We start from the raw sequence: 20,778 nt of genomic DNA, 5'->3' as shown, positions 1-20,778 counted from the left end.
CTTTATGATATACTAAATATAAATATTTTCCTAAAACTTCTACTTTTGGAACATTTTTGGAGGCAAAAATATGCGGTGGGATATTGGTTCAGTTTATAAATACATTCGTAAGTCAAAAGGGATTACACAAAATGAGGTCTGTGGTGACTACATTACTCATTCTAACTTATCTAAGTTTGAAAATAATCATTCTACTCCTAGGTATGATACTATGGAGTTACTTTTGAGGCAAATTGATATGAGTTTCGATGAATTTCATTATATTTGTCAACATTACCAAATGGATTCTCGTAAGAAATTATTTTCAGAATATTATCAAGTCATTTCTTCACCTAATCTAGAAGAAATGAAGACACTGCTATCAAAATGTCAAATTTATCTAGATGAAGTGCAGAATGATATCCCAATAGAACATGCTGTGAAAGAACTAACCATTTTTATAGAAGTGATTGAAAATCAGTTTTCCGATAAAGCTCAAGCCTTGGCTGAGGAGTTATGGAAAGAATTGGAAAAAAGAGATCAGTGGTTCCTCTCAGATTTACGATTGCTAGTGATGATCATTTTCCATTTCCCTATTGATTCACTAGAAATGCTACGTAAGAGGCTTGTAAAATCTCTAAATAAATACACAGATTATCGTCCAATTCAAAGTATTCATTACTCCATTCTAGCCAATATGACACGAATGTACCTTGAAGCAGGGAAGAAAGATGACTGTCTATGCTTAATTCAAGAATGTCTTGATTTAGCAAAAATATTGAAACGATACGATTTATTAGGTGTAGCTCAAGTACGTCTGGGAATTGTTAATGAAGATCATACTATGATTAATAAAGGATTATCCTTACTCGAATCAACAGATGAAAGTCGATTACTAGAAGAAATGAAAAGAGAAGTTAGTGATTATTATCAAGCAGATTTTTTTGAAACAAAGACCAAACAGTAACTATTACTTTATGAATAAAAGCGAACATGACTTCCTAGTATACAAAGCTGTTCGCTTTTTTCGTTTTACTCTGTCAGATAGTTTATTTCACAACAGAAACATTTCCTGTCTTACTATCGATTTTAACAGTTTGACCGTAGAAACCGTCAATTTCTTTATTAAGATAATCTGAAATTCCTGTTGGCAATCGTTTCATTTTAAGAATTTCACCAGATTGGTCTGCATAAACAAGAATATGATAGTGATGATAGCTTGGTCTATCATCAATCAATGCAAAATAACCTGTTTTGAGTTTGCCATTATCACCATCTAAATAGTATAGTTTATTATTATTGATTGTGAAGCTGGTAGCTCCAAGAAAAAGTCGTGCACCCGGATTTTCTAGATAGACATCATTTCCAACTTTTTTAATCTCTGAATAGGTGGTCATTTCTGGTAAATTTGTTACGCGACGACCATCTGCCCCAAAGTAATACCTGTTTGGTAAGTTTTGGAAATTTTTCACGACAGCTTTAGGATTAATTTCTTGTCCTTCTTCCGTATTATCTACTAAAGCCAACATCGTATTGGAAACTTTATCTCCATATTTATCAGAAAACTTTTTAAACTCTGGTTTGATGTACCAAGCATTTTTTTCAACAATGACTCCATCTTTTCTATGAATAAGATGATAATCATACCCATCAGACAAAGTAACAATATTTGTGATAATTGTATCATCCGCTTGAGATTGTTCAACCTGACTTGGAAGTTTGGTCAACATATAACCATCCTTACCGATGACATAACTTTCCCCATCACTGGCTGGAACAGCTCTATCTGCGACCATAGCACCTGAATTTTCAAAGTAAGACCATTGACCATTTGCAGTCGCCCATCCTGTTGCCATAGCGCCACTGTCTTTGAGGTAATACCAAGTAGACCCTTCTTTGTACCAACCTGTGCGCATAACACCACTATTTGCGAGTGAGTACCAGGTGTTACCTTCCTTGTACCAGCCTGTGCGCATAGCACCACTATCTGCTAGTGAATACCATGTATTCCCATCTTTGAGCCAGCCTGTCTGCATTTTACCAGAACCGTCAAAGTGGTACCAAGAACCTGCGTTTTGTACCCATTTGTTTTTAGCGAAACTGCCATCTTGTGAAAGATTCCAGTCAGCACCATTTTTAACCCAAGTATCTGCAGCCTGTACTTGATTGATAGACAATAGTAGGCCAGCACCTGCAAGCAAACCAAGTGTAAGTAGTTTAGATTTTTTCATAGCCATTTCCTCCTAAAATAGATAAATCCAAAGTAAGAAAATCAAATAGAAACGAAGTCAAAATAGATGTCAGATTCATGAACCTGAACCATAAGACCTCCTAACATTTCCAAGCATATAAGATAGAGACTAGTTTATCAAAAGTACATAGTCATCACCTTCCCCCAACTATAAAATAAATCCTTTTTTATATCTACATTATAGTCCTGTAAAAAAGGAAAGTCAATTAAAATTGTGATTATATTAACATTTTTGTTCTAACAGAAATCCATTTATTTTTTCATTTGATCTTCATTTCTTATCTCCTTTTTGGAGATTGATTTTTCTGACTCCATTATATCCTTTATTTGTTTTCATATCTCTCCTGTCCCTAGAAAGACTAAATCTGTTCCTAAACGGTCACTTGAACCAAAGAAAAATTCCAAAGCAAATGCCTTGGAACTTCTTATCTTTATTTTGCTTGAATGATTTTAACCACATCTCCTACACTTTGCAGTTGGTCAATTTCCTCATCGCTGATTTCGATACTAAATTCATCTTCCAGCGTCAAGATAAACTCCATTAAGTCAACTGAGTCAGCATCCAAATCGTCTTTCAGACTCAAGGATTCTGTCACGACAAAGTCCTCTCCCTGTCGCTCTTGGATAATGGTCACAATACGGTCAAAAATTTCTTTTTCTGTCATCTCTTTTATTCTCCTGAAAATTCACGCGCAGTCTGGGCAACTACGTCTGTCTCTAGCATGGTACGAATCTGGCGAATCGTACTATAAACAGCCTTGGCATCACTTGAGCCATGAGTTTTGACAACAGGTGCCTTAACACCAAACAAGACCGCTCCACCAACATCTGAGTAGTTGAGCTGCTTTTTCAAACCTCTGAGGCTGTCCTTGAGAAGGAGGGCACCTAGTTTCGCTCGAAGACCACCACCTGTAATAGCGGTCTTGAGCAAGCCCATGATTCCCATAGCTGTCCCTTCGATGGATTTGAGCACAGCGTTTCCCGTGAAACCATCTGCCACAACAACATCTGCAACGCCATTCATCAAATCACGCGCTTCCACGTTTCCGATAAAGTTCAAACTATCATCAGCTGCTAGTAATTCGTAAGTTTCCTTACGAAGCGGGTCGCCCTTACTACTCTCTGTTCCGTTATTGAGCAAGCCAACGCGTGGTTGCGCAATGCCACGAACATTTTTAGCATAGAAGGAACCTAGAACCGCATATTGATGGAGGTGCTGGGCTGTATTTTCCGCATTGGCACCGAGGTCCAGCATGTCAAAGCCTTTTCCATCTGTAGTTGGTAGGGTTGACATGAGTCCAGGACGGTCGATATTCTTGATACGACCTACGATGAAAAATCCTGCTGCTAGTAAAGCACCTGTATTCCCAGCTGAGAGAACGGCGTCTGCCTCTCCCTCTTTGACAGCCTTGGCCGCCAAGACCATACTGGCATTTTTCTTCTTCCGAATAGCTCTCGTAGGTTCATCGTCTGAATCAATCTTCTCATCCGTATGGATAATGCTGACGCGCTCTGTCGCTGTCAGATATTGCTTGATTTTAGCCTCATCTCCGTAGAGTTGAACTTCAATATCTGAAAAGTCAGCAAGGGCTTGATTGACACCCTCAACGATGGCCTGAGGTGCGTAATCGCCTCCCATGGCATCTACTGCGATTTTTTTCATTTCTTTTCCTCTTTTAGTAATTGTCCCCAGTCTGATAGGGAATCAATAAATTTCTTTGATTTTAGGTGAATCCCAACGTACTCTTCGTAGAGTTGATCCATAAATTGGCGTAGCTCTTGCTTGATTTCAGGCTTGAGCGAAATGGTCTCCAAGGTCTCAAAATCAATGGCTTGAAATTGATTGAGCAGATAAGGGATATTGGGATTGAGATGGCAACGTCTCTCATCCTCATGATAATGCTCTGGACAGAGGCAGGCTCCATATTTGAAAGAAAAGTCAAAAGCCTGACCGATCCGATGGCAAAAGACACACTCATTAAAATTGAGGCTGATTCCAAATCTGGTCAAGATTTGAATTTCAAAAATATTGGTCAAAACCTGATAATCCAAGCCAGCTTCCATCAACTCCAAAGTCTTTTGCAAAAAAGCAAACAAGGAAGCATCCTGCTGATTGTCCTGCAAACTAGCATCTGCAAGAGCCGCTACATAGGTCGCATAGGCCATGACAAAGAGGTCACTATTAATCTTGGGAAAGGTCATAACCTCATGATAGTCCTCGATGTAGCTAAGCCCATCATCATTGATTCGCAAGAGAAATCGAGCCAGCACCAAAGGCTGAATAACCGGCGCCAGTTTGGACTGACCAACGTGTTTGACGAAAAACATGCGCTTACCAGCCTGCTCTGTAAAAATCTTGACGAGCTTGTCATCCTCACGAAAATTGCGATTGTAGAGCACCAAGCCTTGACTCGTGATAGACTGAATCATGCTTCTCTCATGTACTCCTCAAGTCGTTTCATAGCTTCTTTGATAGTCTCCATGCTGGCCGCATATGACAGACGCACATAGCCTTCTCCATAACGCCCAAAGGCAGCACCAGGGATAAAGGCAACGGCCTTCTTCTGAGCAAAATCCTTCAGAAAAGCAAAGGAGTCTTGATTGTAACCCGCTGGAATCTTAGCAAATATATAGAAGGCACCGTCTGGTTTGATAATTTCAAAACCAAGAGCAGTCATTTTCTCGATAATATAGTCCCGACGCTGGATGTATTCCTTCTTCATAGGCTCCGCATCGTTTTTACCAGCCGTCAAGGCTTCCACCGCAGCATGTTGAGCCATAGTATTTGCGGCAGTGACCAAGTACTGGTGACTCTTGATTAACTGGGCTGTGAAGACCACAGGAGCGAAAATCAAGCCCAAACGCCAACCTGTCATGGCATGCGATTTAGACAAACCATTGATAATAATAGCCTGATCTCTCAACATGGTTCCCAGAGACACATGGGCTTCGCCTGTATAGGTCAATTCTGAGTAAACCTCATCACAGACAACAAAAATTTCGTACTTGCGTAAAACAGCTGCCAAGGCTTCCAACTGCTCCCGACTATAGGTAATTCCTGTCGGATTAGCTGGATAATTGAGAATAACCGCCTTGAGCTTATCACCCTGCTCCAAAATAGCTTTCTCCAACATCTCAGGAGTCAAGACAAAACCATTTTCAGTCGTATCAATCTCGACAACCTCTGCCCCAACTAGATTGACAATCGGTTCATAGCCTGGATAAGCAGGAGCTGGCAAGAGCACCTTGTCTCCCTCTTCCAAAATAGCCGTCAAAGTAGCAGATAAAGCCTCTGTCGCCCCAATTGTAACCAAGATTTCATTTTCAGGAGCATAGTCCAGTTGGTACTTTTCCTTAACAAAGTTACTGGCCGCCTGACGTAGAGTCAGCAGACCACTCATCCCTGTATAGTAGGATTGATTCTGATCAATCGCTCGCTTGGCCGCCTCCTTGACATGATCTGGCGTTGTAAAATCAGGTTCCCCCAAGGTCAAACGCAAGACCCCAGGAATCTCAGAAATAGCCTGATCAAACTGACGAATCAACGAAACTTGAATCTTATCTAACTGTTTATTAAAGCGCTTAGTTAAATCCATAGATACCTCCTACTGTAAAAACGTATCTCTATTATACTACAAAAGCCCCCCGACCGCAAAAATACATGATAGAATAACGCTAGCATGACAAATTGAAGTATGTTAATTTAAATTCATTGCAATACTATGTTTTTAGAATACTCAATGAAAATCTCATGAGACTAGGAATCGAGGTGAAAGCATAACTAAAGTTAGGTAAGCCGAAGATGACAACGTATCATGAGATTTTCAACGAGTATTGAGGTTTTGATAATCTTCGTTACAACTATTCTAGCACCGTTACTGATTACTATTACCGGTAATGTCATTTCTGAGTGAATAGTCAGAAAGTGGTTAGATAAGCGCGACAAAAATATAACCTGAGTTTAGTTTTAATGTAACTGGACAAAAAGAAATACCAGAGGTGGAGCTCTGGTATTTTTGTTTTTGCCAAGACTTCGTTACAGTTCTTGTAAGATTATTATCACATGATTAGCGCTACTTGTCAAATAATTGTTAGCTCCACTTTCTATTTGACTTTTCCTGTTTTTATGTCTACAATGGTAAAAGATTTTATTTGGAGGTTTTTATGTCATTTCTATCAAAAAATGGAGCAGGTATCTTGGCCTGCCTTCTCATTTCTATCGTATCTTGGTGCTTAGGAGGATTCTTCCCTGTTATTGGCGCGCCCGTTTTTGCCATTTTCATAGGCATGCTCCTACATCCCTTTCTCTCGTCCTATAAACAACTGGATGCGGGGTTGACCTTTAGTTCTAAAAAATTGCTCCAATATGCCGTTGTCTTGCTTGGTTTTGGTCTCAATATCTCGCAGGTCTTCGCAGTTGGCCAATCTTCGCTCCCTGTCATCCTGTCCACTATCTCAATAGCTCTTATTATTGCCTACTTCTTCCAGCGTTTCTTTGCACTGGACACAAAACTGGCTACCTTGGTTGGAGTAGGTTCTTCTATCTGTGGTGGCTCTGCCATTGCAGCGACAGCGCCCGTTATCCATGCCAAGGAAAAGGAAGTAGCCCAAGCCATCTCCGTTATCTTTTTCTTCAATGTCTTGGCTGCGCTCATCTTTCCAACTCTAGGAACCTGGCTTCATCTATCCAATGAAGGCTTCGCCCTCTTTGCAGGAACTGCGGTCAATGATACTTCCTCTGTAACAGCCACAGCCAGCGCCTGGGACAGTCTCTACCAGACCAATACCCTCGAATCCGCAACCATTGTCAAACTCACGCGCACCCTAGCTATCATCCCCATCACTCTCTTTCTCTCCTACTGGCAAAGTCGCCAACAAAAAAATAAGCAAGACCTGCAACTGAAAAAAGTCTTCCCACTTTTTATCCTTTACTTTATCCTCGCATCTCTTCTAACTACCCTCCTGACCTCTCTCGGGATATCCAGTAGTTTCTTTACCCCTCTCAAACAACTTTCCAAATTCCTCATTATCATGGCCATGAGTGCTATCGGTCTCAAAACCAATCTGGTCGCTATGGTCAAATCCAGCGGAAAATCCATTATTCTCGGAGCCATCTGCTGGATTGCCATCATCCTCACCAGCCTTGGTATGCAGACCCTTATCGACATTTTCTAACACTCTTCGAAAATCTCTTCAAACCACGTCAACGTCGCCTTGCTATATATATGTGACTGACTTCGTCAGTCTTATCTACAACCTCAAAGCAGTGCTTTGAGCTGACTTCGTCAGTTCTATCCACAACCTCAAAACTGTGTTTTGAGCAGCCTGCGGCTAGTTTGCTCTTTGATTTTTATTGAGTATAACACAAAAGGTAGCCCACCAGCTACCTTTTTTATACTTCCTCAATCAAGCGTGTATGTTCTCTCTTGATACAGCGATTCATCACGATATCATCACATCCACCAGCACGCAAGATTTCTTCCGCTTCTAGACTTTCAAGTCCTAGCTGTGCCCAAAAAATCCTAGCATCAGCCTTGAGAAAATCACGCGCCACATCTGGCAAAAACTCACTGCGACGGTAAACATTGACAATATCTACAGGAAAAGGAATCTCAGCGAGGCTTGCATAAGCCTTTTCACCCAATATTTCGCCACCTGCCACCTTGGGATTGACTGGGATGATTTTATAACCCCGAGCCTGCATTTCCTTGGTCACTCGATTGCTAGTTGTTTCCTCACGGTCAGACAAGCCCACCACAGCAAGGGTTTTACTCGTTGCGAGATACTGACGAATCACGCCATCACTTGGATTGATAAATTCTTGACTCATAGAAATCCTCCTTTTTCATCAGTATAGCACAATTGAAAAGGCTTGCATAATTCTACTACAAAAAAGGAGGACTAGCCCCTTTTTATTTAGCCTCGTACCAGGTTGCTCCCTCATTCTCATCTGCGATGAGGGGAACACTGAGTTGAATGGCTTCTTCCATGGTTTGTTTCACCAATTTTTTCATCTCTGCCAATTCAGATTTAGGAACTTCAAGGACGATTTCATCGTGCACTTGCAGAAGCATCTTAGTCTGATAACCACCTGCAACTAAGGCTTTATCTAACTGGATCATGGCAATCTTGAGAATATCTGCTGCCGAACCCTGGATAGGAGAGTTGATAGCTGTCCGCTCTGCGAAACCACGAATATTAAAGTTGCGCGAATTGATATCTGGCAACTCACGACGACGCTTGAAAAGTGTCTCTACATAGCCCTTATCACGCGCCTCACGCACCACTTCATCCATGTAGTTTTTAATACCTGGGAAGCGTTCAAAGTAGGTATCAATGTAGGCTTTGGCCTCCTTACGGCTAATGCCCAGATTATTAGACAAACCAAAGTCTGAAATCCCGTAAACCACTCCAAAGTTGACCGCCTTGGCATTGCGACGGTCGTTTGCAGTCACATCCTCAGGACGTTCAATGCCAAAGACCCGCATGGCTGTCGAAGTATGGATATCTGCCCCCTCTTGGAAGGCCTTAATCAAGTGCTCATCCTTAGAAATATGCGCCAAAACGCGCAATTCAATCTGTGAGTAGTCCGAGCTGAGAAGGACACTATTCTCCCACTCTGGAACAAAAGCCTTCCGAATCAAGCGCCCTTGTTCCAATCGAGCAGGAATATTTTGCAAGTTTGGATCCACACTAGACAGACGCCCAGTCTGGGTCAAATCCTGCACATAACGAGTATGAATCTTGCCATCAGCCAAAATCCAGTCCTGCAAGCCAATTACATAAGTAGATTGAATCTTAGCAATCTGACGATAGTCTAGGATTTTCTTAACAATCGGCGCAATAGGAGCCAGGCGCTCCAAGACATCCACGGCTGTCGAATAACCTGTCTTGGTTTTCTTAGTGTATTCTAGAGGAAGAGCCAATTTTTCAAAGAGAAGTACCCCCAACTGCTTAGGCGAGTTGATATTAAACTCCTCACCAGCCAGTTCGTAAATCTCTTGAGTGAGTTTTTCAATGACAAGCTCATTTTCAGCCTGCATCTCAAGCAAGGTCTCTTTCTTGACCGTAATACCAGCAATTTCCATCTTAGCAAGGACAAAAGCCAAAGGTTGTTCCATATCATAAAGAAGCTCTAATTGCCCATTTTCGCTGAGTTTTTCAAGTAAAATAGGCTCTGTTTCAACCAAAACAGCAAGCTTACGAGCTAAATGCTCCAAGAATTTCTCGCGTTCAGGAATGGCCTTCTTGACTCCCTTACCATAGAAGGTCTCATCATCAACCAAATAAGTCTGACCATAAAGACTAGCGATGGTCGCAATTTCATTGTCCTCCACAGTCGAAAGGAGGTATTTAGCCAAACGGCTGTCAAAAGCAGGCGCCTGCAAATCCACACCAAAACGATTCAAAAGAACTTTGGCCTTTTTAAAATCATAAACTCTCAGAGGTGTTTTTTCTAGGAAATCCTTGAAAATAGGCTCTTGCAACAGCTCAAGCTTGTCTGTAGCATAAAGCTTATCCCCACAAGACCAAGCAAAACCAACCAAATCATCCGTATGGTAATTCTCACCAAAAAGCTCAAAATGGAAGATAGACTCTTCACTCAGCATATCTTGACTGATTTGGTCAACAATAGTAAAATCCAAACTCTCAGTCACATCAGCTGACGACACATTTAAAGCTTGCTTGAGCTGTTTGAAGCCCATCTCATCGTAGAATTTCCCAAGATTTTCCACATCTGGACCACTATAGACCAAGTCCTCCAAACCAATCTCAATCGGTGCCTTGGTATCAATGGTCGCTAGTGTTTTAGACAAAAAAGCCTGTTCCTTATCATTGATGAGATTGTCCTTCATCTTAGAAGCCTTCATCCCATCAATATTTTCATAAATTCCCTCAAGCGAACCATGCTCCAGCAAGAGCTTGATACCCGTCTTTTCACCGATTTTGGTCACCCCAGGGATATTATCCGACTTATCACCCATAAGCGCCTTGAGATCGATAAACTGCGTCGGTGTAATGCCCAGCTTTTCCATAAGATATTCTGGCGTAAAGGCCTCAAACTCAGCCACACCTTTCTTGGAAATCTCAACCACCGTATGCTCATCCGTCAGCTGAATCAAATCCTTGTCCCCACTGACAATGGTAATATCAAAACCATCCTGCTCTGCTAGTTTATCCAGTGTCCCAATGATGTCATCCGCCTCATACTGAGCCAACTCATAATGACGAATCCCCATATGATCCAGCAACTCACGAATAAAGGGAAATTGCTCACGAAACTCATCAGGAGTCTTGGCCCGACCACCCTTATAGTCCGCATACATCTCTGTCCGGAAAGTCGTCTTTCCCGCATCAAAGGCTACTAAAATATGACTAGGCTCAACCCGCTCCAACAAATGACTCAACATCAACTGGAAACCATAAATCGCATTGGTATGCAAACCAGCCGCATTCTTAAAACGGTCCAACTGCTGATAGAGTGCAAAAAACGCCCGAAAAGCAACAGAAGACCCATCAATCAATAATAATTTTTTCTTATCCATACACCCATTATAAAGGAAAGCAGGGAAAAATACCATTGGGAAGAGCTAGAACAAGTATTTTTCAAACTTTTTCCGAATAAATAGATAGAGCCAGAGAATTTAGTAAACCTAGATTTAAAAATGTGCTATAATGAAAGGAGAAAGAATATGACTTTACGTCATCCGGGCATCAGCCCAACCAATGACTTGGTTGCTAAGAAAATTTTCAGCAATCCAGAAATCACTTGTCAATTTATTCGCGATATGTTGGATTTACCAGCCAAAAATGTAACCATTTTGGAGGGAAGTAACATTCACGTCTTGCCTTCCCTGCCGTACTCAGCGCAGGATTTTTACACTAGTATAGATGTTTTAGCTGAACTAGATAATGGAACCCAAGTAATCATTGAAATTCAGGTACATCATCAGAATTTTTTCATCAATCGCCTGTGGGCTTACCTGTGCAGTCAGGTCAATCAAAACCTCGAAAAAATTCGCCAACGAGAAGGTGATACTCACCAGAGCTACAAGCATATCGCACCTGTTTACGCAATAGCTATTGTGGATAGTAATTATTTCCAAGATGATCTAGCTTTCCACAGTTTTAGCATGCGAGAAGATACGACGGGTGAAGTCTTAACCATTACAAACAATGGACAAGAAAACCATCTAGTCAAGATGGCATTCTTGGAATTAAAAAAATACAGAGAAACCAGCAAAGACGAGGTTCGCAAACCGTGGTTGGAGTTTTTTGGGAACAAGCCCTTTACCCAACAACCCGAGCGAGCCATCAGCCAAGCAGACCAACTGCTGGACTACAAGAGCTGGTCCGAGGAGGACAGGAAGATGTTTAGTCAACTACGTATGCGAGAAGAACAAGCCTTGTTAGCACAGGACTATGCCTTGGAAACAGCTAGGGCGGAAGGTATTGAAGAGGGATTAAAAGTAGGTTTAGTAAATCTCGTCCGTCAAGGTCTTCTGACACCTGAGGTTGCCAGCCATCAATTGGGAATGACCGTCGCTGAGTTTGAGGCGCTGTTGTAAGTTTATAAATTAATACTCAATTATTTTCAAAAAGCAACCTTGTCCATTGTCTGCCGACAGTGGACTTTAAAACGCTTTTTTCCAGTCCTTGAATAACTTCTTGAAGCTTATCAATGACGGCTTCCAATGTTTGGAAAGCCTTATTTTTAAAACCTCGTTTTCGAATTTCTTTCCAGACTTGTTCAATAGTGTTCATTTCTGGTGTATAAGGTGGAATAAAAGCTAACTCAATATTACTTGGAATCTCTAAGGTATTTGATTTATGCCATATAGCATTATCCATGACAAGTAACATATAGTCATCTGGATAAGCTTGTGAGACTTGCCGTAGAAATTCATTCGTCCACTCAGTATTGCATCCTCCAGCAATGAGGAAAAAGGAATCTCCTGTCTGAGCATCTACTGCCCCATAACAATAGCGATATTCTCGCATATAATGGCTAGGAATGCTAGGTCGGCTTCCTTTAGGAGCCCAACAAGAACTCATCTTACTGATTCTTCCGAAACCAGCTTCATCTTGGTACATCAAGCGTACTTTGTTATAAGTTCCCTCCCCTTTAAAGCGCTTACTTAAGGTCTCGAATGTAGATTTTATTTTTAGACGTCTCAATTGTCTGAGCGTCTGCCTTCTTGGGATGTTCAGGTCGAGGAGTGACCGTTCGCCAACCATGGCGTTTCAAGAGATAATAAAAACCATCACGTGTAGAAGTGCGACCAATCTCTTGTTGATAGGCTTCAAATAACTGATTGACAGTTACAAATTCCCCAGCTCGAGCAGCTTCTATATGACGTTTTAGAAATGCTTGTTCTTCTTCGTAAGTCATATATTCTCGATGACGTCCACCACGGGTCTCTTGAAGAAGAGCTTCTAAACCAAACTCCTTATATTTTTTTAAATTCCTCCAAACAGTTGTTTTATTGCAATCTAGCAGCTCCATGATTTCCTTATAACTCTTTTCTTTTGAGCGAAAATAAATAATCTGTAGACGTTTGTGATATTTGGCGTATGATGAATCTCTTAGGAGTTGTTCAATTTTTTGTATTTCTTCGTTTGTAAGTTTCATAACTACTATTATAAGATGTTTTTTGATTTTAGTCCAGTATAACATAAAAGTGAACAGGACTGAAATATTGTCTTGTTCACTTTTTTCTTCTTTCAATAGAACTCTCACTATAGTCCATACCACAAAAAAGAAAGGACGAAATTTGTCCTTTCTCGAGCTTAGCTTTTCTTCAACCCACTACAGTTGACAAAAAGACATTTATTGTATCAATATTTTTTAAATGTATCAAGGATAATCTTTATTTTTTTGTATTTTTTGATTGATACTATATTAGTTAGTAAACATCTTGATTGTAAATGCTTTGTATAATAGTTCCTATGTTAGTATACGGCTCATAAACAATAGTTTGTTGATTTAAACTGCCCATTGCAGAAGTGTTTTTCATGGCTATTGACACAAAATCTTCTAATTTCATTAATAAATCCTTATCATTTTTATGATGATTTTCATACTGTTCACAATTTAGATGTTCTTCTAATTTTGTGTACAACCTATCTTTTGTATGCGATTGGTTAGGTTTTTCGAAATGAGCTAACAACCATACTTCAAAACAACTATTTGAAAAACCAATATCAATTTTATTATCTTTCGCGTCTTTTAACACACCTTCTATTTCGTCATTTTTTAAACTATCTTTGTCAAAAATAATATAGACTCCTCCGAGGTTATTCCTTTCTGCCTTATTTAGAGTTCTTATTTTCCCTATTGCATGATTTAGAAGACTCCGACCTTGTTTACTTGTAGGATATATACTTACTTTTACACTTGCTGTTCTGTTATACTTCTTGTTTAAAATTGAAAAATAATTTTTTCAGTGTATCCTTCAGTGAAGATGTAAATAGATTTTCTTAGATGTTTACCTTTAGATTGTCTTCCTCTAGCCATTTAAGACTCCTTAAATATTTGATTCATTCCGTCAATATCGATATCTGGTAAAGCACCAAACTGTCCATTTAGGTAACGTTTAAGGAAAGAAATGTCACCTCTTGACACACCTCTTATATCATTAAAATCAAAAAGAGAGTATAAGTCTGTTTTCCCTAGGAAATCTTTTTCTGTCATATAAATTTGATCTACTCTCAAATTCGAATCTAATAAATTTAAATTGTGTGTTGTAAAAATAAATTGATTCATAATGGAATGAATCATCAAATTCATCCATAACAACGACTCTGTCTTTATCTAAACTATCCAACAATATCAATGCGACCGCCATCATTTTTTGAGTACCAGAAGATTCCATCTCATATGAAATTTTTTCTTTACCAACTACTTTCCCATCTTTATCATATTTTTTGTAAATAGAATATACTTCAAAAGTGGTAAACGGTTTTGATAGCAAGTTTTCATCAACATTTGCCATAGATATCATTTTTTTCAATTCTTCGGGAATTGATTCTATTTTTTCAATAACTTCAATATCTAAAATATTAAAATCAGCTAAATTTAATAGTTTAATGAATATATTTTTCTTTTCTGAGTCAGCTTGAATTGACTTAAATGATTGTTTATGAAAAGGTTCAAAAATCAAATTTGTATGGAACCATTTAAATACGGCAACACACTCAGCATCGTTCTTATCTTGACCCTCAAATAATAACAGTTTATTTTTCCTAACTGATTGTCGTAGATTTTTTAAATTATCTGGAAGTAGTTCCGAATTACTTGGAGAAGTAGTGCGTTTAAAGTATAATTTTTCGTCATTATTTTCTGTAACAAAATAAAGTTCCTCTAGAGTCACTTCTTTTCTATTATAACAAATATGATAGTGATAAACCTTTTTATTCGTAATTAAGCGAATTGAAAATTCAGTATCTTCGTATTTGTTTTGTTTATTTAAGCGAAATGGCATATAAGGTAAAGAATCTTCAATATCATCTGTAGGTTGTAGAATCAGGTTAGCCAAGACTCTTAATGCTGTAATCAGATTACTCTTACCAGATCCATTAGAACCAAAAATATTTACATTTTTCAATAAAGAGAGATTTTCCCTATTTAATGTATGAGACTCAGAATACTTTTTTAAATATTTTCCTTTTTCTAAAGATAAGACTGTACTATTTTGAAAAGATAAAAAATTTTTTACTTCGAAATCAACTAACATAATCTACCTCCTTCTCATTCTAATTATACAGCAAAAACTTAATTTTAACAACGTCTTTCCGTTATAAAATATATTTTTTATCGTTATTTGGAAGGGCGTAACTTCTCAAAGTAACTTCCATCTCTCTCCCAAAACTGGAAGTTAGTCTCAGACGATGAATTATGCTAGAATTAAGTCTGAGACTTTTCGTGAGGAGGTACCTCATGACGAAAAAACAAAAACATCTCACTCTAGAAGACCGTATTGACATCCAAACTGGAATCAGCCAACAGGAGACTTTCCGTTCCATCGCTGAGAAGATGGGGAAAGACCCGTCAACGATTTCAAAGGAAATCAAGCGCAATCGCATCATGCATCCAACATCCGTCAAATCTGATTGCACGGATTGCCCTCTTCTCAAAAAAGCTCCTTATGTCTGTAACAACTGTCCAAAAAAGAGGACGGATTGTGGGTTTAACCGCTATCTTTACTACGCGAAAAAGGCACAGGAGCATTACGAGACTATGTTGAGGGAATCCAGACAGGGCATTCCCCTAAACAAGGAAAGTTTTTATCAGATGGACAAGATCTTAACCCTAGGCATCCAGAAGAAACAAAGCATCTACCATATCATTCAGACACATAACCTACCTGTGTCGAAAGCTACGGTGTATCGGCATGCCAAGCTGGGCTATCTGACAGCCAAGCCCATTGATTTCCCTCGGATGGTCACGTTCAAGGAACGCAGAAAATCCAGAAAAGTAGCTATTCCTAAAGAGCTGAAAATTGGGCGGACCTATCAAGATTTCCAAGAGTTACGAGAAACAGATGATTTCTTCAAATGGTTGGAAATGGACACGGTCATCGGCAGACCTGGTGGAAAGCTACTGCTCACCTTCAACGTTTCCTTCTGTAATTTCCTCTTCGCCTTGCTTTTGGACAACAAGACTGCTCTGGAAGTCGCCACTAAATTCGCAGCTTTGAAAGAAAGAGTCATGGACGGAGGGTATGCGTTCCATCAGCTGTTCCCTGTCATTCTCACAGACAACGGATCTGAGTTCGCCTATGTGGAGGAGCTTGAGCGAGACATTGATGGGAAGTCTCACCTCTACTTCTGCGACCCTAGCCGTCCTGACCAGAAGGGGCGGATTGAGAAGAACCATACGGTTTTGCGAGCCATTCTTCCCAAGGGCACTTCCTTTGACCAGCTGACTCAGAAAGACGTCAATCTAGTCATTTCCCATGTCAATTCCTTGAAACGAGAAGAGTTTCAAGGAAAATCTGCTTACGACGTCTTCACCTTCACCTTTGGCGAGGACATCGCTGCTCTTCTGGGTTGCCAATTTGTCAAACCAGAAGACACACACTTATCACCTGATTTATTGAAATAAAGGGAATTTTCCCCTCTAACTACACATCTTATCACCATCGAAAAGTCTCACACTAAACGCTAGCAACTGGAATTTACTCTAAGACGACTCTGTTTTAGGGCTATTTGTCGTGCACTTTTTTCTGAGTCTTTTCGCTTTTGAACCCTTATATATCAAGAAAAAGAAAACCAGTGGAAGTTAGTCTAAGACGGATTTCCACTGATTTCACGCATTTTTCTCATACTAAAAGCTAGGTTGTGGGAAACTGGAAGTTAGTTTTAGAAGTTACCTTATTTGGAAGGGGCTTTATCTGTCAAAAAAAATCTACAAAGCAATATCATTATGTAACCGTCCAATAACGAAGTATATTGAAAAATCTCCAGACTAGAGAACTCACTGATAGTTCCTAATCTGGAGATTTCTTATTTGCACTTTTCTTGTACAACTTTAGTCCATGGTAAATAAGCCTCTAAAACCTCTTTGTTAACGAGAGTTCCCTCGTTTGGAAGACATTCTAGAAGATAGGATAGATATTTCTCACTATTTAATTGATGACGTTTAGCTGTTTCCAACAAGCTCATAATAATAGCTGTTGCTTTAGCTCCTTCAAAACTTTGAGAAAACAACCAATTTTTACGTCCCATAACCAAGAATTTAATGGCGCGTTCAGCTAGATTATTGGAAAGGACGAGATGTCCGTCCTTCAAAATTGTCTTAAAGGTTTCTTCATATTTGAGGCTATATTCAATCGCCCTCCCTAGTTTTGAACCCGCTAAGACTGACTGGCGCCGGCACCAAGCAAAGAAGTCTTCCATTAAGGGCTGGAGCTTTTCTTGACGTTTCTGTAGTCGTTCATCAGCTGGCAATGTCTCCCAGTCTCTTTCCAAGGCAAATAACTGGTCACAATAAGCTAAACCTTTAGCTCCTAACGATGAGTTATCTCCTTGCTTGGGGGTCGCTTCAAAAAACTTCCTTCTCACATGTGCCCAACATCCAACAAGTTCAGCCTCTTCCAATTGACGATAAGCTTCTAGCGGTTCGCAGTTTACCAAGCTTAGCGTCGCCTTGCTCCTAAACCTTGGACTGCTATCGCATAGGCAGAACTAGAGGACTAAAGTCCTAAGTTACTGCCGCAACATATCACAATGCACATATCCAGAATAATCTCCTAGGAATTCTTGTACTACCGAACCACTCCGACGCTGATCATGATGGTAAAGAGTGATGCCTTGTTCCTCAGTTTTCCCTGACAAAAAGGTCCAATAGTAGGTCAGATGGCTATCACTCTCTAAAACCCGATAAGAGGTTTCATCCGCATGAAGAAGAGGTTGTTCTAACAACTTTTCTCGTAAAAGATTATAAAGGGGCTCCAAATAATAGTGACTCGTCTTGATATGCCAATTAGAAATTTCCTTACGTGTGATTGGTAAACCCATCTTAGCCCAATCTTCTTCTTGGCGATAATTGGGTACCTTCAGATTAAACTTCTGATGGATGGTGTGAGCGATAATAGAGGCTGAGCCAAGGCTATGCGCCAAAGGGGCTTTAGGGACAGGAGCTTTTACAATTTTATCACTTGGATTATTCTTACTGCATGCTTGGCACTTGTAAGCGTGTTGAATATGATCAACTCTTTTTAATTGCGCAGGAATAAAGACCAATTCTTGTCCTTGAAGGCTCGCTCCAATTTCTTTTAGCTCTCCCTGACAGTCAGGGCAAATGCAGGCCTCTAAGCGATGATGAACTTCTTCTGAATTAAATTGGGCAAGAAGAGATTGACGTTTCCCTTTAACTTTCTTACGTTTGTAGGTGATTTCTTCTCTTTCAACTGGGTAAGTCAGAGTCTTCTTCCAAATTTTGTTCCTCCTCAAAAAGACTGAGTTGTCCAGAGGGGCAAACACTTTTCTCAGAGGATTTTCCATAGAGCTTTTGCGTTAGATAAGCCACTTGTTCACGCAGAAGGGCAAGTTCATTGGTGAGACTATCAATTGTAGCACTCTGTTGTTGAATGATTTTCAATCTTCTCCCATAGACTTTCCTCCTTATTTTCTAACTTTATTATACTAAAAAGAAAGTCTTAATTTCAATAGAAATCACGACTTTCTGATGGATTTATTTTGGGAGTGATAGAAAATCCCTTCATCAGCCAATCTACTTGTTCAGGTGTGAGAGCTTTGACATCCTTTTCTGTACTTGGCCAAGTCAACTTACCGTTCTCAAAGCGTTTGTAAAGTAACCAGAATCCTTGACCATCCCAGTAAAGGGCTTTAAAGCGGGCTTTACGTCCACCACAAAAGAGAAAGACTTGACCTGAGAAAGGATCCAATTCAAAGTGGCTTTTAACCACATAGGCTAAGGAGTCTATTCCCTGCCTCATATCTGTCTTACCACAAACAAGGTAAACTTGACCTAAATCGCTTAGTTGAATCATCATAGTACAATACCTTTCCTCCGATAACTATTTTTATCTAGTATACCGGAAGTTGGGGAATTGGGATAGATACCTTGTTATGACGCGCTTACATCATTATTACACAAACTATGACTTACTTTAGTTATCTTGTAATTAAGGTAATAAACTATTGATACATAGATAGTCTCTATAAATGAGAAGCTAATACGTAAGAAGCGAGACGGACTAAAAGTCATATCACATAGAAAGGCGCCAACAAAGCCCTCACGCGATTATATATACAAAAAGAGAAGGTAACAAGTCCTTCTCTTTCATATTAAATCCATTCACCGTTTCCGTTTACAGTGTAACCATTTACAGTAGTATTTACTGCAAGGGCACCTGAACCGTCGACATAGTACCATGTACCACCAACTTCAAACCATTGGCTAGCTTTCATAGCACCTGAGTTTTCAAGGTAGTACCATGTACCACCATCTTTAAGCCAACCTGTTGCCATTGCACCATTGCTGTTGAGGTAGTACCATGTACCACCGTCTTTAAGCCAACCTGTTGCCATTGCACCGTTTGCATTTAGATAGTACCATGTATCACCATCTTTAAGCCAACCTGTTGCCATTGCACCATTGCTGTTGAGGTAGTACCATGTATCACCATCTTTAAGCCAACCTGTTGCCATTGAACCATTGCTGTTGAGGTAGTACCATGAACCCTTGTTTTGTAGCCAACCTGTTGCCATTGAACCATCGGTATTGTAAAAATACCACATACCGTTTTCTTGTTTCCAGCCGGTTTTTGGAGAAGCTGGTTTAGCTGGTTCTACTACAGAATATGAGCTGTATGACGGAACATATGAAGGGACATATATAGGATTAGCTGGTCTTGCAGGAACAGAAGGTTTGACTGGAGTTTCTGCCGGTTTTTCTTTAGCTTTATCTTCTTCTGCAGCTTTCTTATTTAATTCATCGATAAATTTTTCAGCTTGTTTCGCAGTTAAACCTTGTTTAAAGCCTTCTACAATTTCTGCTCTTGTTTTATCTGATGCTGCTTTTAATGCGGCAATTGTATCAGCTTTTGCTTTTGCTTCTTCTGGACTATTAGTTTCAGCTTTTTCTAATTCTGCGATTGCTGCTTTCAATGCTGCATCATAGTTCGCTAAAAATTCTTCCTGAGCTGCTTCCTCTTTTGCTGCAGCCTCTTTATCTTCTTCTGCAGCTTTTTTATTAGCTTCATCAATTAAACCTTCAGCTTGTTTTGCAGTTAAACCTTGTTTAAAGCCTTCTACAATTTCGGATCTTGTTTGAACTGACGCTGCTTTTAATGCAGCAACTGTTTCTTTCTTTTGTTTTTCTAATTCTGGATCATTTTTTGTATCAGCTTTTTCTAATTCTGCAATCGCATCTTTTAATGCTTGATCATAATTAGCTAAAAATTCTTCTTGAGCTGCTTTCTCTTTTGCTGCCGCTGCTTTATCTTCTTCTGCAGCTTTTTCATTCGCTTGATTGATTAATTTTTCAGCTGCTTCTACAGTTAAACCTTTTTTAAAGCCTTCTACGATTTCTTTTCTTGTTGCATCTGATGCTGCTTTTAACGCTGCAATTGTATCAGCCTTTGCTTTTGCTTCTTCTGGACTATTAGTTTTAGCTGCTTCTAATGCTTTAACTGCCTCTTCTAATGCCTTATCATAATTCGCTAAGAAGTCTTTTTGAGCTGTAGTTTCTTCTTCAGCTTTTACAACTAACGGTTGAGATGTAGCAAACGCTAATCCTAGAACAGCAACACTAGCTAAACTAGCAGTAAGAAGTTTTTTCTTATCCATAAAATATCTACCACCTTTAATACTCTTTTTAGCATTATTTTACCATTTTCTTTTATTAAATTCAATAAATAACCCTCCGTTTAAAAATGAAGTAATACTCAATGAAAATCAAAGTGCAAACTAGGAAGCTAGCCGCAGGCTGTACTTGAGTACGGCAAGGTGAAGCTGACGTGGTTTGAATTTGATTTTCGAAGAGTATAACTTCTCAAAGCAACTTCCACTTGCCTAAC

The 20,778-nt window shown here is 39.6% G+C and carries 17 protein-coding genes and 1 pseudogene; 4 read left to right on the top strand and 14 right to left on the bottom strand.

Features of this window, described 5'->3' with window-relative positions; all coding sequences use genetic code 11:
* Nucleotides 1-70 precede the first annotated feature (70 nt).
* Nucleotides 71-946 carry a helix-turn-helix domain-containing protein gene (locus SMI_RS00275; RefSeq protein ID WP_001267146.1) on the top strand — a complete coding sequence of 292 codons (876 nt, stop codon included), beginning with the start codon at nt 71-73 and terminating at the stop codon, nt 944-946.
* A gap of 82 nt (nt 947-1,028) precedes the next feature.
* On the opposite strand, the gene SMI_RS00270 is transcribed toward SMI_RS00275, so the two are convergent.
* From SMI_RS00270 to SMI_RS00250, 5 genes are all read right to left on the bottom strand, one after another.
* On the bottom strand, nt 1,029-2,210 hold the full coding sequence (locus SMI_RS00270) for an N-acetylmuramoyl-L-alanine amidase family protein (RefSeq protein WP_000748701.1): 1,182 nt from the start codon (nt 2,208-2,210) through the stop codon (nt 1,029-1,031).
* A gap of 451 nt (nt 2,211-2,661) precedes the next feature.
* Complete coding sequence (locus SMI_RS00265; RefSeq protein WP_000136448.1) at nt 2,662-2,895, bottom strand: acyl carrier protein; 234 nt, start codon at nt 2,893-2,895, stop codon at nt 2,662-2,664.
* A gap of 5 nt (nt 2,896-2,900) precedes the next feature.
* Nucleotides 2,901-3,893 carry a phosphate acyltransferase PlsX gene (plsX, locus tag SMI_RS00260; protein ID WP_000717437.1) on the bottom strand — a complete coding sequence of 331 codons (993 nt, stop codon included), beginning with the start codon at nt 3,891-3,893 and terminating at the stop codon, nt 2,901-2,903.
* Complete coding sequence (gene recO / locus SMI_RS00255) at nt 3,890-4,660, bottom strand: DNA repair protein RecO (RefSeq protein ID WP_000616155.1); 771 nt, start codon at nt 4,658-4,660, stop codon at nt 3,890-3,892. The genes plsX and recO overlap by 4 nt, the downstream gene beginning before the upstream one ends.
* The gene (locus tag SMI_RS00250; RefSeq protein WP_000366367.1) at nt 4,657-5,826 is read right to left on the bottom strand and encodes a pyridoxal phosphate-dependent aminotransferase; all 1,170 of its coding nucleotides are present in this window, start codon (nt 5,824-5,826) and stop codon (nt 4,657-4,659) included. The genes recO and SMI_RS00250 overlap by 4 nt, the downstream gene beginning before the upstream one ends.
* A gap of 568 nt (nt 5,827-6,394) precedes the next feature.
* Here SMI_RS00250 and SMI_RS00245 point away from each other — a divergent pair.
* Entirely contained in the window at nt 6,395-7,405 is a 1,011-nt protein-coding gene (locus SMI_RS00245; protein WP_000009146.1) for a YeiH family protein, read from the top strand.
* 217 nt (nt 7,406-7,622) lie between these two features.
* On the opposite strand, the gene SMI_RS00240 is transcribed toward SMI_RS00245, so the two are convergent.
* Both SMI_RS00240 and polA read right to left on the bottom strand, forming a co-directional pair.
* Nucleotides 7,623-8,060 carry a CoA-binding protein gene (locus SMI_RS00240; protein WP_000076491.1) on the bottom strand — a complete coding sequence of 146 codons (438 nt, stop codon included), beginning with the start codon at nt 8,058-8,060 and terminating at the stop codon, nt 7,623-7,625.
* 82 nt (nt 8,061-8,142) lie between these two features.
* Entirely contained in the window at nt 8,143-10,776 is a 2,634-nt protein-coding gene (gene polA / locus SMI_RS00235) for a DNA polymerase I (protein ID WP_000358440.1), read from the bottom strand.
* 147 nt (nt 10,777-10,923) lie between these two features.
* On the opposite strand from polA, the gene SMI_RS00230 reads away from it, so the two are divergent.
* Nucleotides 10,924-11,799, top strand: a complete 876-nt coding sequence (locus tag SMI_RS00230; protein ID WP_000175244.1) for an Rpn family recombination-promoting nuclease/putative transposase — start codon at nt 10,924-10,926, stop codon at nt 11,797-11,799.
* A 16-nt stretch (nt 11,800-11,815) separates the two neighbouring features.
* Here SMI_RS00230 and SMI_RS00225 read toward each other — a convergent pair.
* The 3 genes from SMI_RS00225 to SMI_RS00215 all read right to left on the bottom strand — a co-directional run bounded on the left by SMI_RS00225 (nt 11,816) and on the right by SMI_RS00215 (nt 14,967).
* Nucleotides 11,816-12,863, bottom strand: a protein-coding gene (locus tag SMI_RS00225) for an IS630 family transposase (protein WP_164925501.1) whose coding sequence is annotated in 2 segments (ribosomal slippage) — nt 11,816-12,368 and nt 12,367-12,863 — 1,050 coding nt in all. Because the reading frame shifts where the segments join, the coding sequence is not laid out codon by codon here.
* 274 nt (nt 12,864-13,137) lie between these two features.
* A complete protein-coding gene (locus SMI_RS00220) occupies nt 13,138-13,614 on the bottom strand; it encodes an RloB family protein (protein WP_231840220.1) in 477 nt (158 codons plus the stop codon).
* A 261-nt stretch (nt 13,615-13,875) separates the two neighbouring features.
* Nucleotides 13,876-14,967 carry an AAA family ATPase gene (locus tag SMI_RS00215; RefSeq protein WP_012972414.1) on the bottom strand — a complete coding sequence of 364 codons (1,092 nt, stop codon included), beginning with the start codon at nt 14,965-14,967 and terminating at the stop codon, nt 13,876-13,878.
* Between the two features lie 203 nt (nt 14,968-15,170).
* Between SMI_RS00215 and SMI_RS00210 the strand changes: the two genes are divergently transcribed.
* Nucleotides 15,171-16,337, top strand: coding sequence for an IS30-like element ISSmi1 family transposase (locus tag SMI_RS00210; protein ID WP_000163002.1), 1,167 nt, complete (start codon nt 15,171-15,173; stop codon nt 16,335-16,337).
* 404 nt (nt 16,338-16,741) lie between these two features.
* On the opposite strand, the pseudogene SMI_RS10660 reads toward SMI_RS00210, so the two are convergent.
* The 4 genes and pseudogenes from SMI_RS10660 to SMI_RS10900 form a co-directional block, all read right to left on the bottom strand.
* Nucleotides 16,742-18,157: pseudogene (locus SMI_RS10660) on the bottom strand (IS66 family transposase); the annotation flags it as partial.
* Nucleotides 18,141-18,335: a transposase gene (locus SMI_RS00195; RefSeq protein ID WP_164925499.1), complete on the bottom strand. Its 195-nt coding sequence runs from the start codon at nt 18,333-18,335 to the stop codon at nt 18,141-18,143. The gene SMI_RS00195 and the pseudogene SMI_RS10660, both read right to left, overlap by 17 nt.
* Before the next feature lie 64 nt (nt 18,336-18,399).
* Nucleotides 18,400-18,750 carry an IS66 family insertion sequence element accessory protein TnpB gene (gene tnpB, locus SMI_RS00190; protein WP_000973424.1) on the bottom strand — a complete coding sequence of 117 codons (351 nt, stop codon included), beginning with the start codon at nt 18,748-18,750 and terminating at the stop codon, nt 18,400-18,402.
* Nucleotides 18,751-19,045: 295 nt separating this feature from the next.
* Nucleotides 19,046-20,548 (bottom strand): hypothetical protein, encoded by a 1,503-nt coding sequence (locus tag SMI_RS10900; protein ID WP_000358451.1) that lies wholly within the window; start codon nt 20,546-20,548, stop codon nt 19,046-19,048.
* Nucleotides 20,549-20,778: the final 230 nt, after the last annotated feature.

It is taken from the genome of Streptococcus mitis B6, from assembly GCF_000027165.1.
GTDB classification, from domain to species: Bacteria; Bacillota; Bacilli; order Lactobacillales; family Streptococcaceae; genus Streptococcus; species Streptococcus mitis_AR.
Note: the sequence above shows the minus strand (reverse complement) of the source record. Positions and strands in the feature narration are given on the sequence as shown.

What these genes read in the sequence shown, in the direction of transcription:
- SMI_RS00275 (WP_001267146.1), top strand. Translation starts at nt 71, where the DNA reads ATGCGGTGGGATATTGGTTCAGTTTATAAATACATTCGTAAGTCAAAA.
- SMI_RS00270 (WP_000748701.1), bottom strand. Translation starts at nt 2,210, where the DNA reads ATGAAAAAATCTAAACTACTTACACTTGGTTTGCTTGCAGGTGCTGGC.
- SMI_RS00265 (WP_000136448.1), bottom strand. Translation starts at nt 2,895, where the DNA reads ATGACAGAAAAAGAAATTTTTGACCGTATTGTGACCATTATCCAAGAG.
- plsX (WP_000717437.1), bottom strand. Translation starts at nt 3,893, where the DNA reads ATGAAAAAAATCGCAGTAGATGCCATGGGAGGCGATTACGCACCTCAG.
- recO (WP_000616155.1), bottom strand. Translation starts at nt 4,660, where the DNA reads ATGATTCAGTCTATCACGAGTCAAGGCTTGGTGCTCTACAATCGCAAT.
- SMI_RS00250 (WP_000366367.1), bottom strand. Translation starts at nt 5,826, where the DNA reads ATGGATTTAACTAAGCGCTTTAATAAACAGTTAGATAAGATTCAAGTT.
- SMI_RS00245 (WP_000009146.1), top strand. Translation starts at nt 6,395, where the DNA reads ATGTCATTTCTATCAAAAAATGGAGCAGGTATCTTGGCCTGCCTTCTC.
- SMI_RS00240 (WP_000076491.1), bottom strand. Translation starts at nt 8,060, where the DNA reads ATGAGTCAAGAATTTATCAATCCAAGTGATGGCGTGATTCGTCAGTAT.
- polA (WP_000358440.1), bottom strand. Translation starts at nt 10,776, where the DNA reads ATGGATAAGAAAAAATTATTATTGATTGATGGGTCTTCTGTTGCTTTT.
- SMI_RS00230 (WP_000175244.1), top strand. Translation starts at nt 10,924, where the DNA reads ATGACTTTACGTCATCCGGGCATCAGCCCAACCAATGACTTGGTTGCT.
- SMI_RS00215 (WP_012972414.1), bottom strand. Translation starts at nt 14,967, where the DNA reads ATGTTAGTTGATTTCGAAGTAAAAAATTTTTTATCTTTTCAAAATAGT.
- SMI_RS00210 (WP_000163002.1), top strand. Translation starts at nt 15,171, where the DNA reads ATGACGAAAAAACAAAAACATCTCACTCTAGAAGACCGTATTGACATC.
- tnpB (WP_000973424.1), bottom strand. Translation starts at nt 18,750, where the DNA reads ATGATGATTCAACTAAGCGATTTAGGTCAAGTTTACCTTGTTTGTGGT.
- SMI_RS10900 (WP_000358451.1), bottom strand. Translation starts at nt 20,548, where the DNA reads ATGGATAAGAAAAAACTTCTTACTGCTAGTTTAGCTAGTGTTGCTGTT.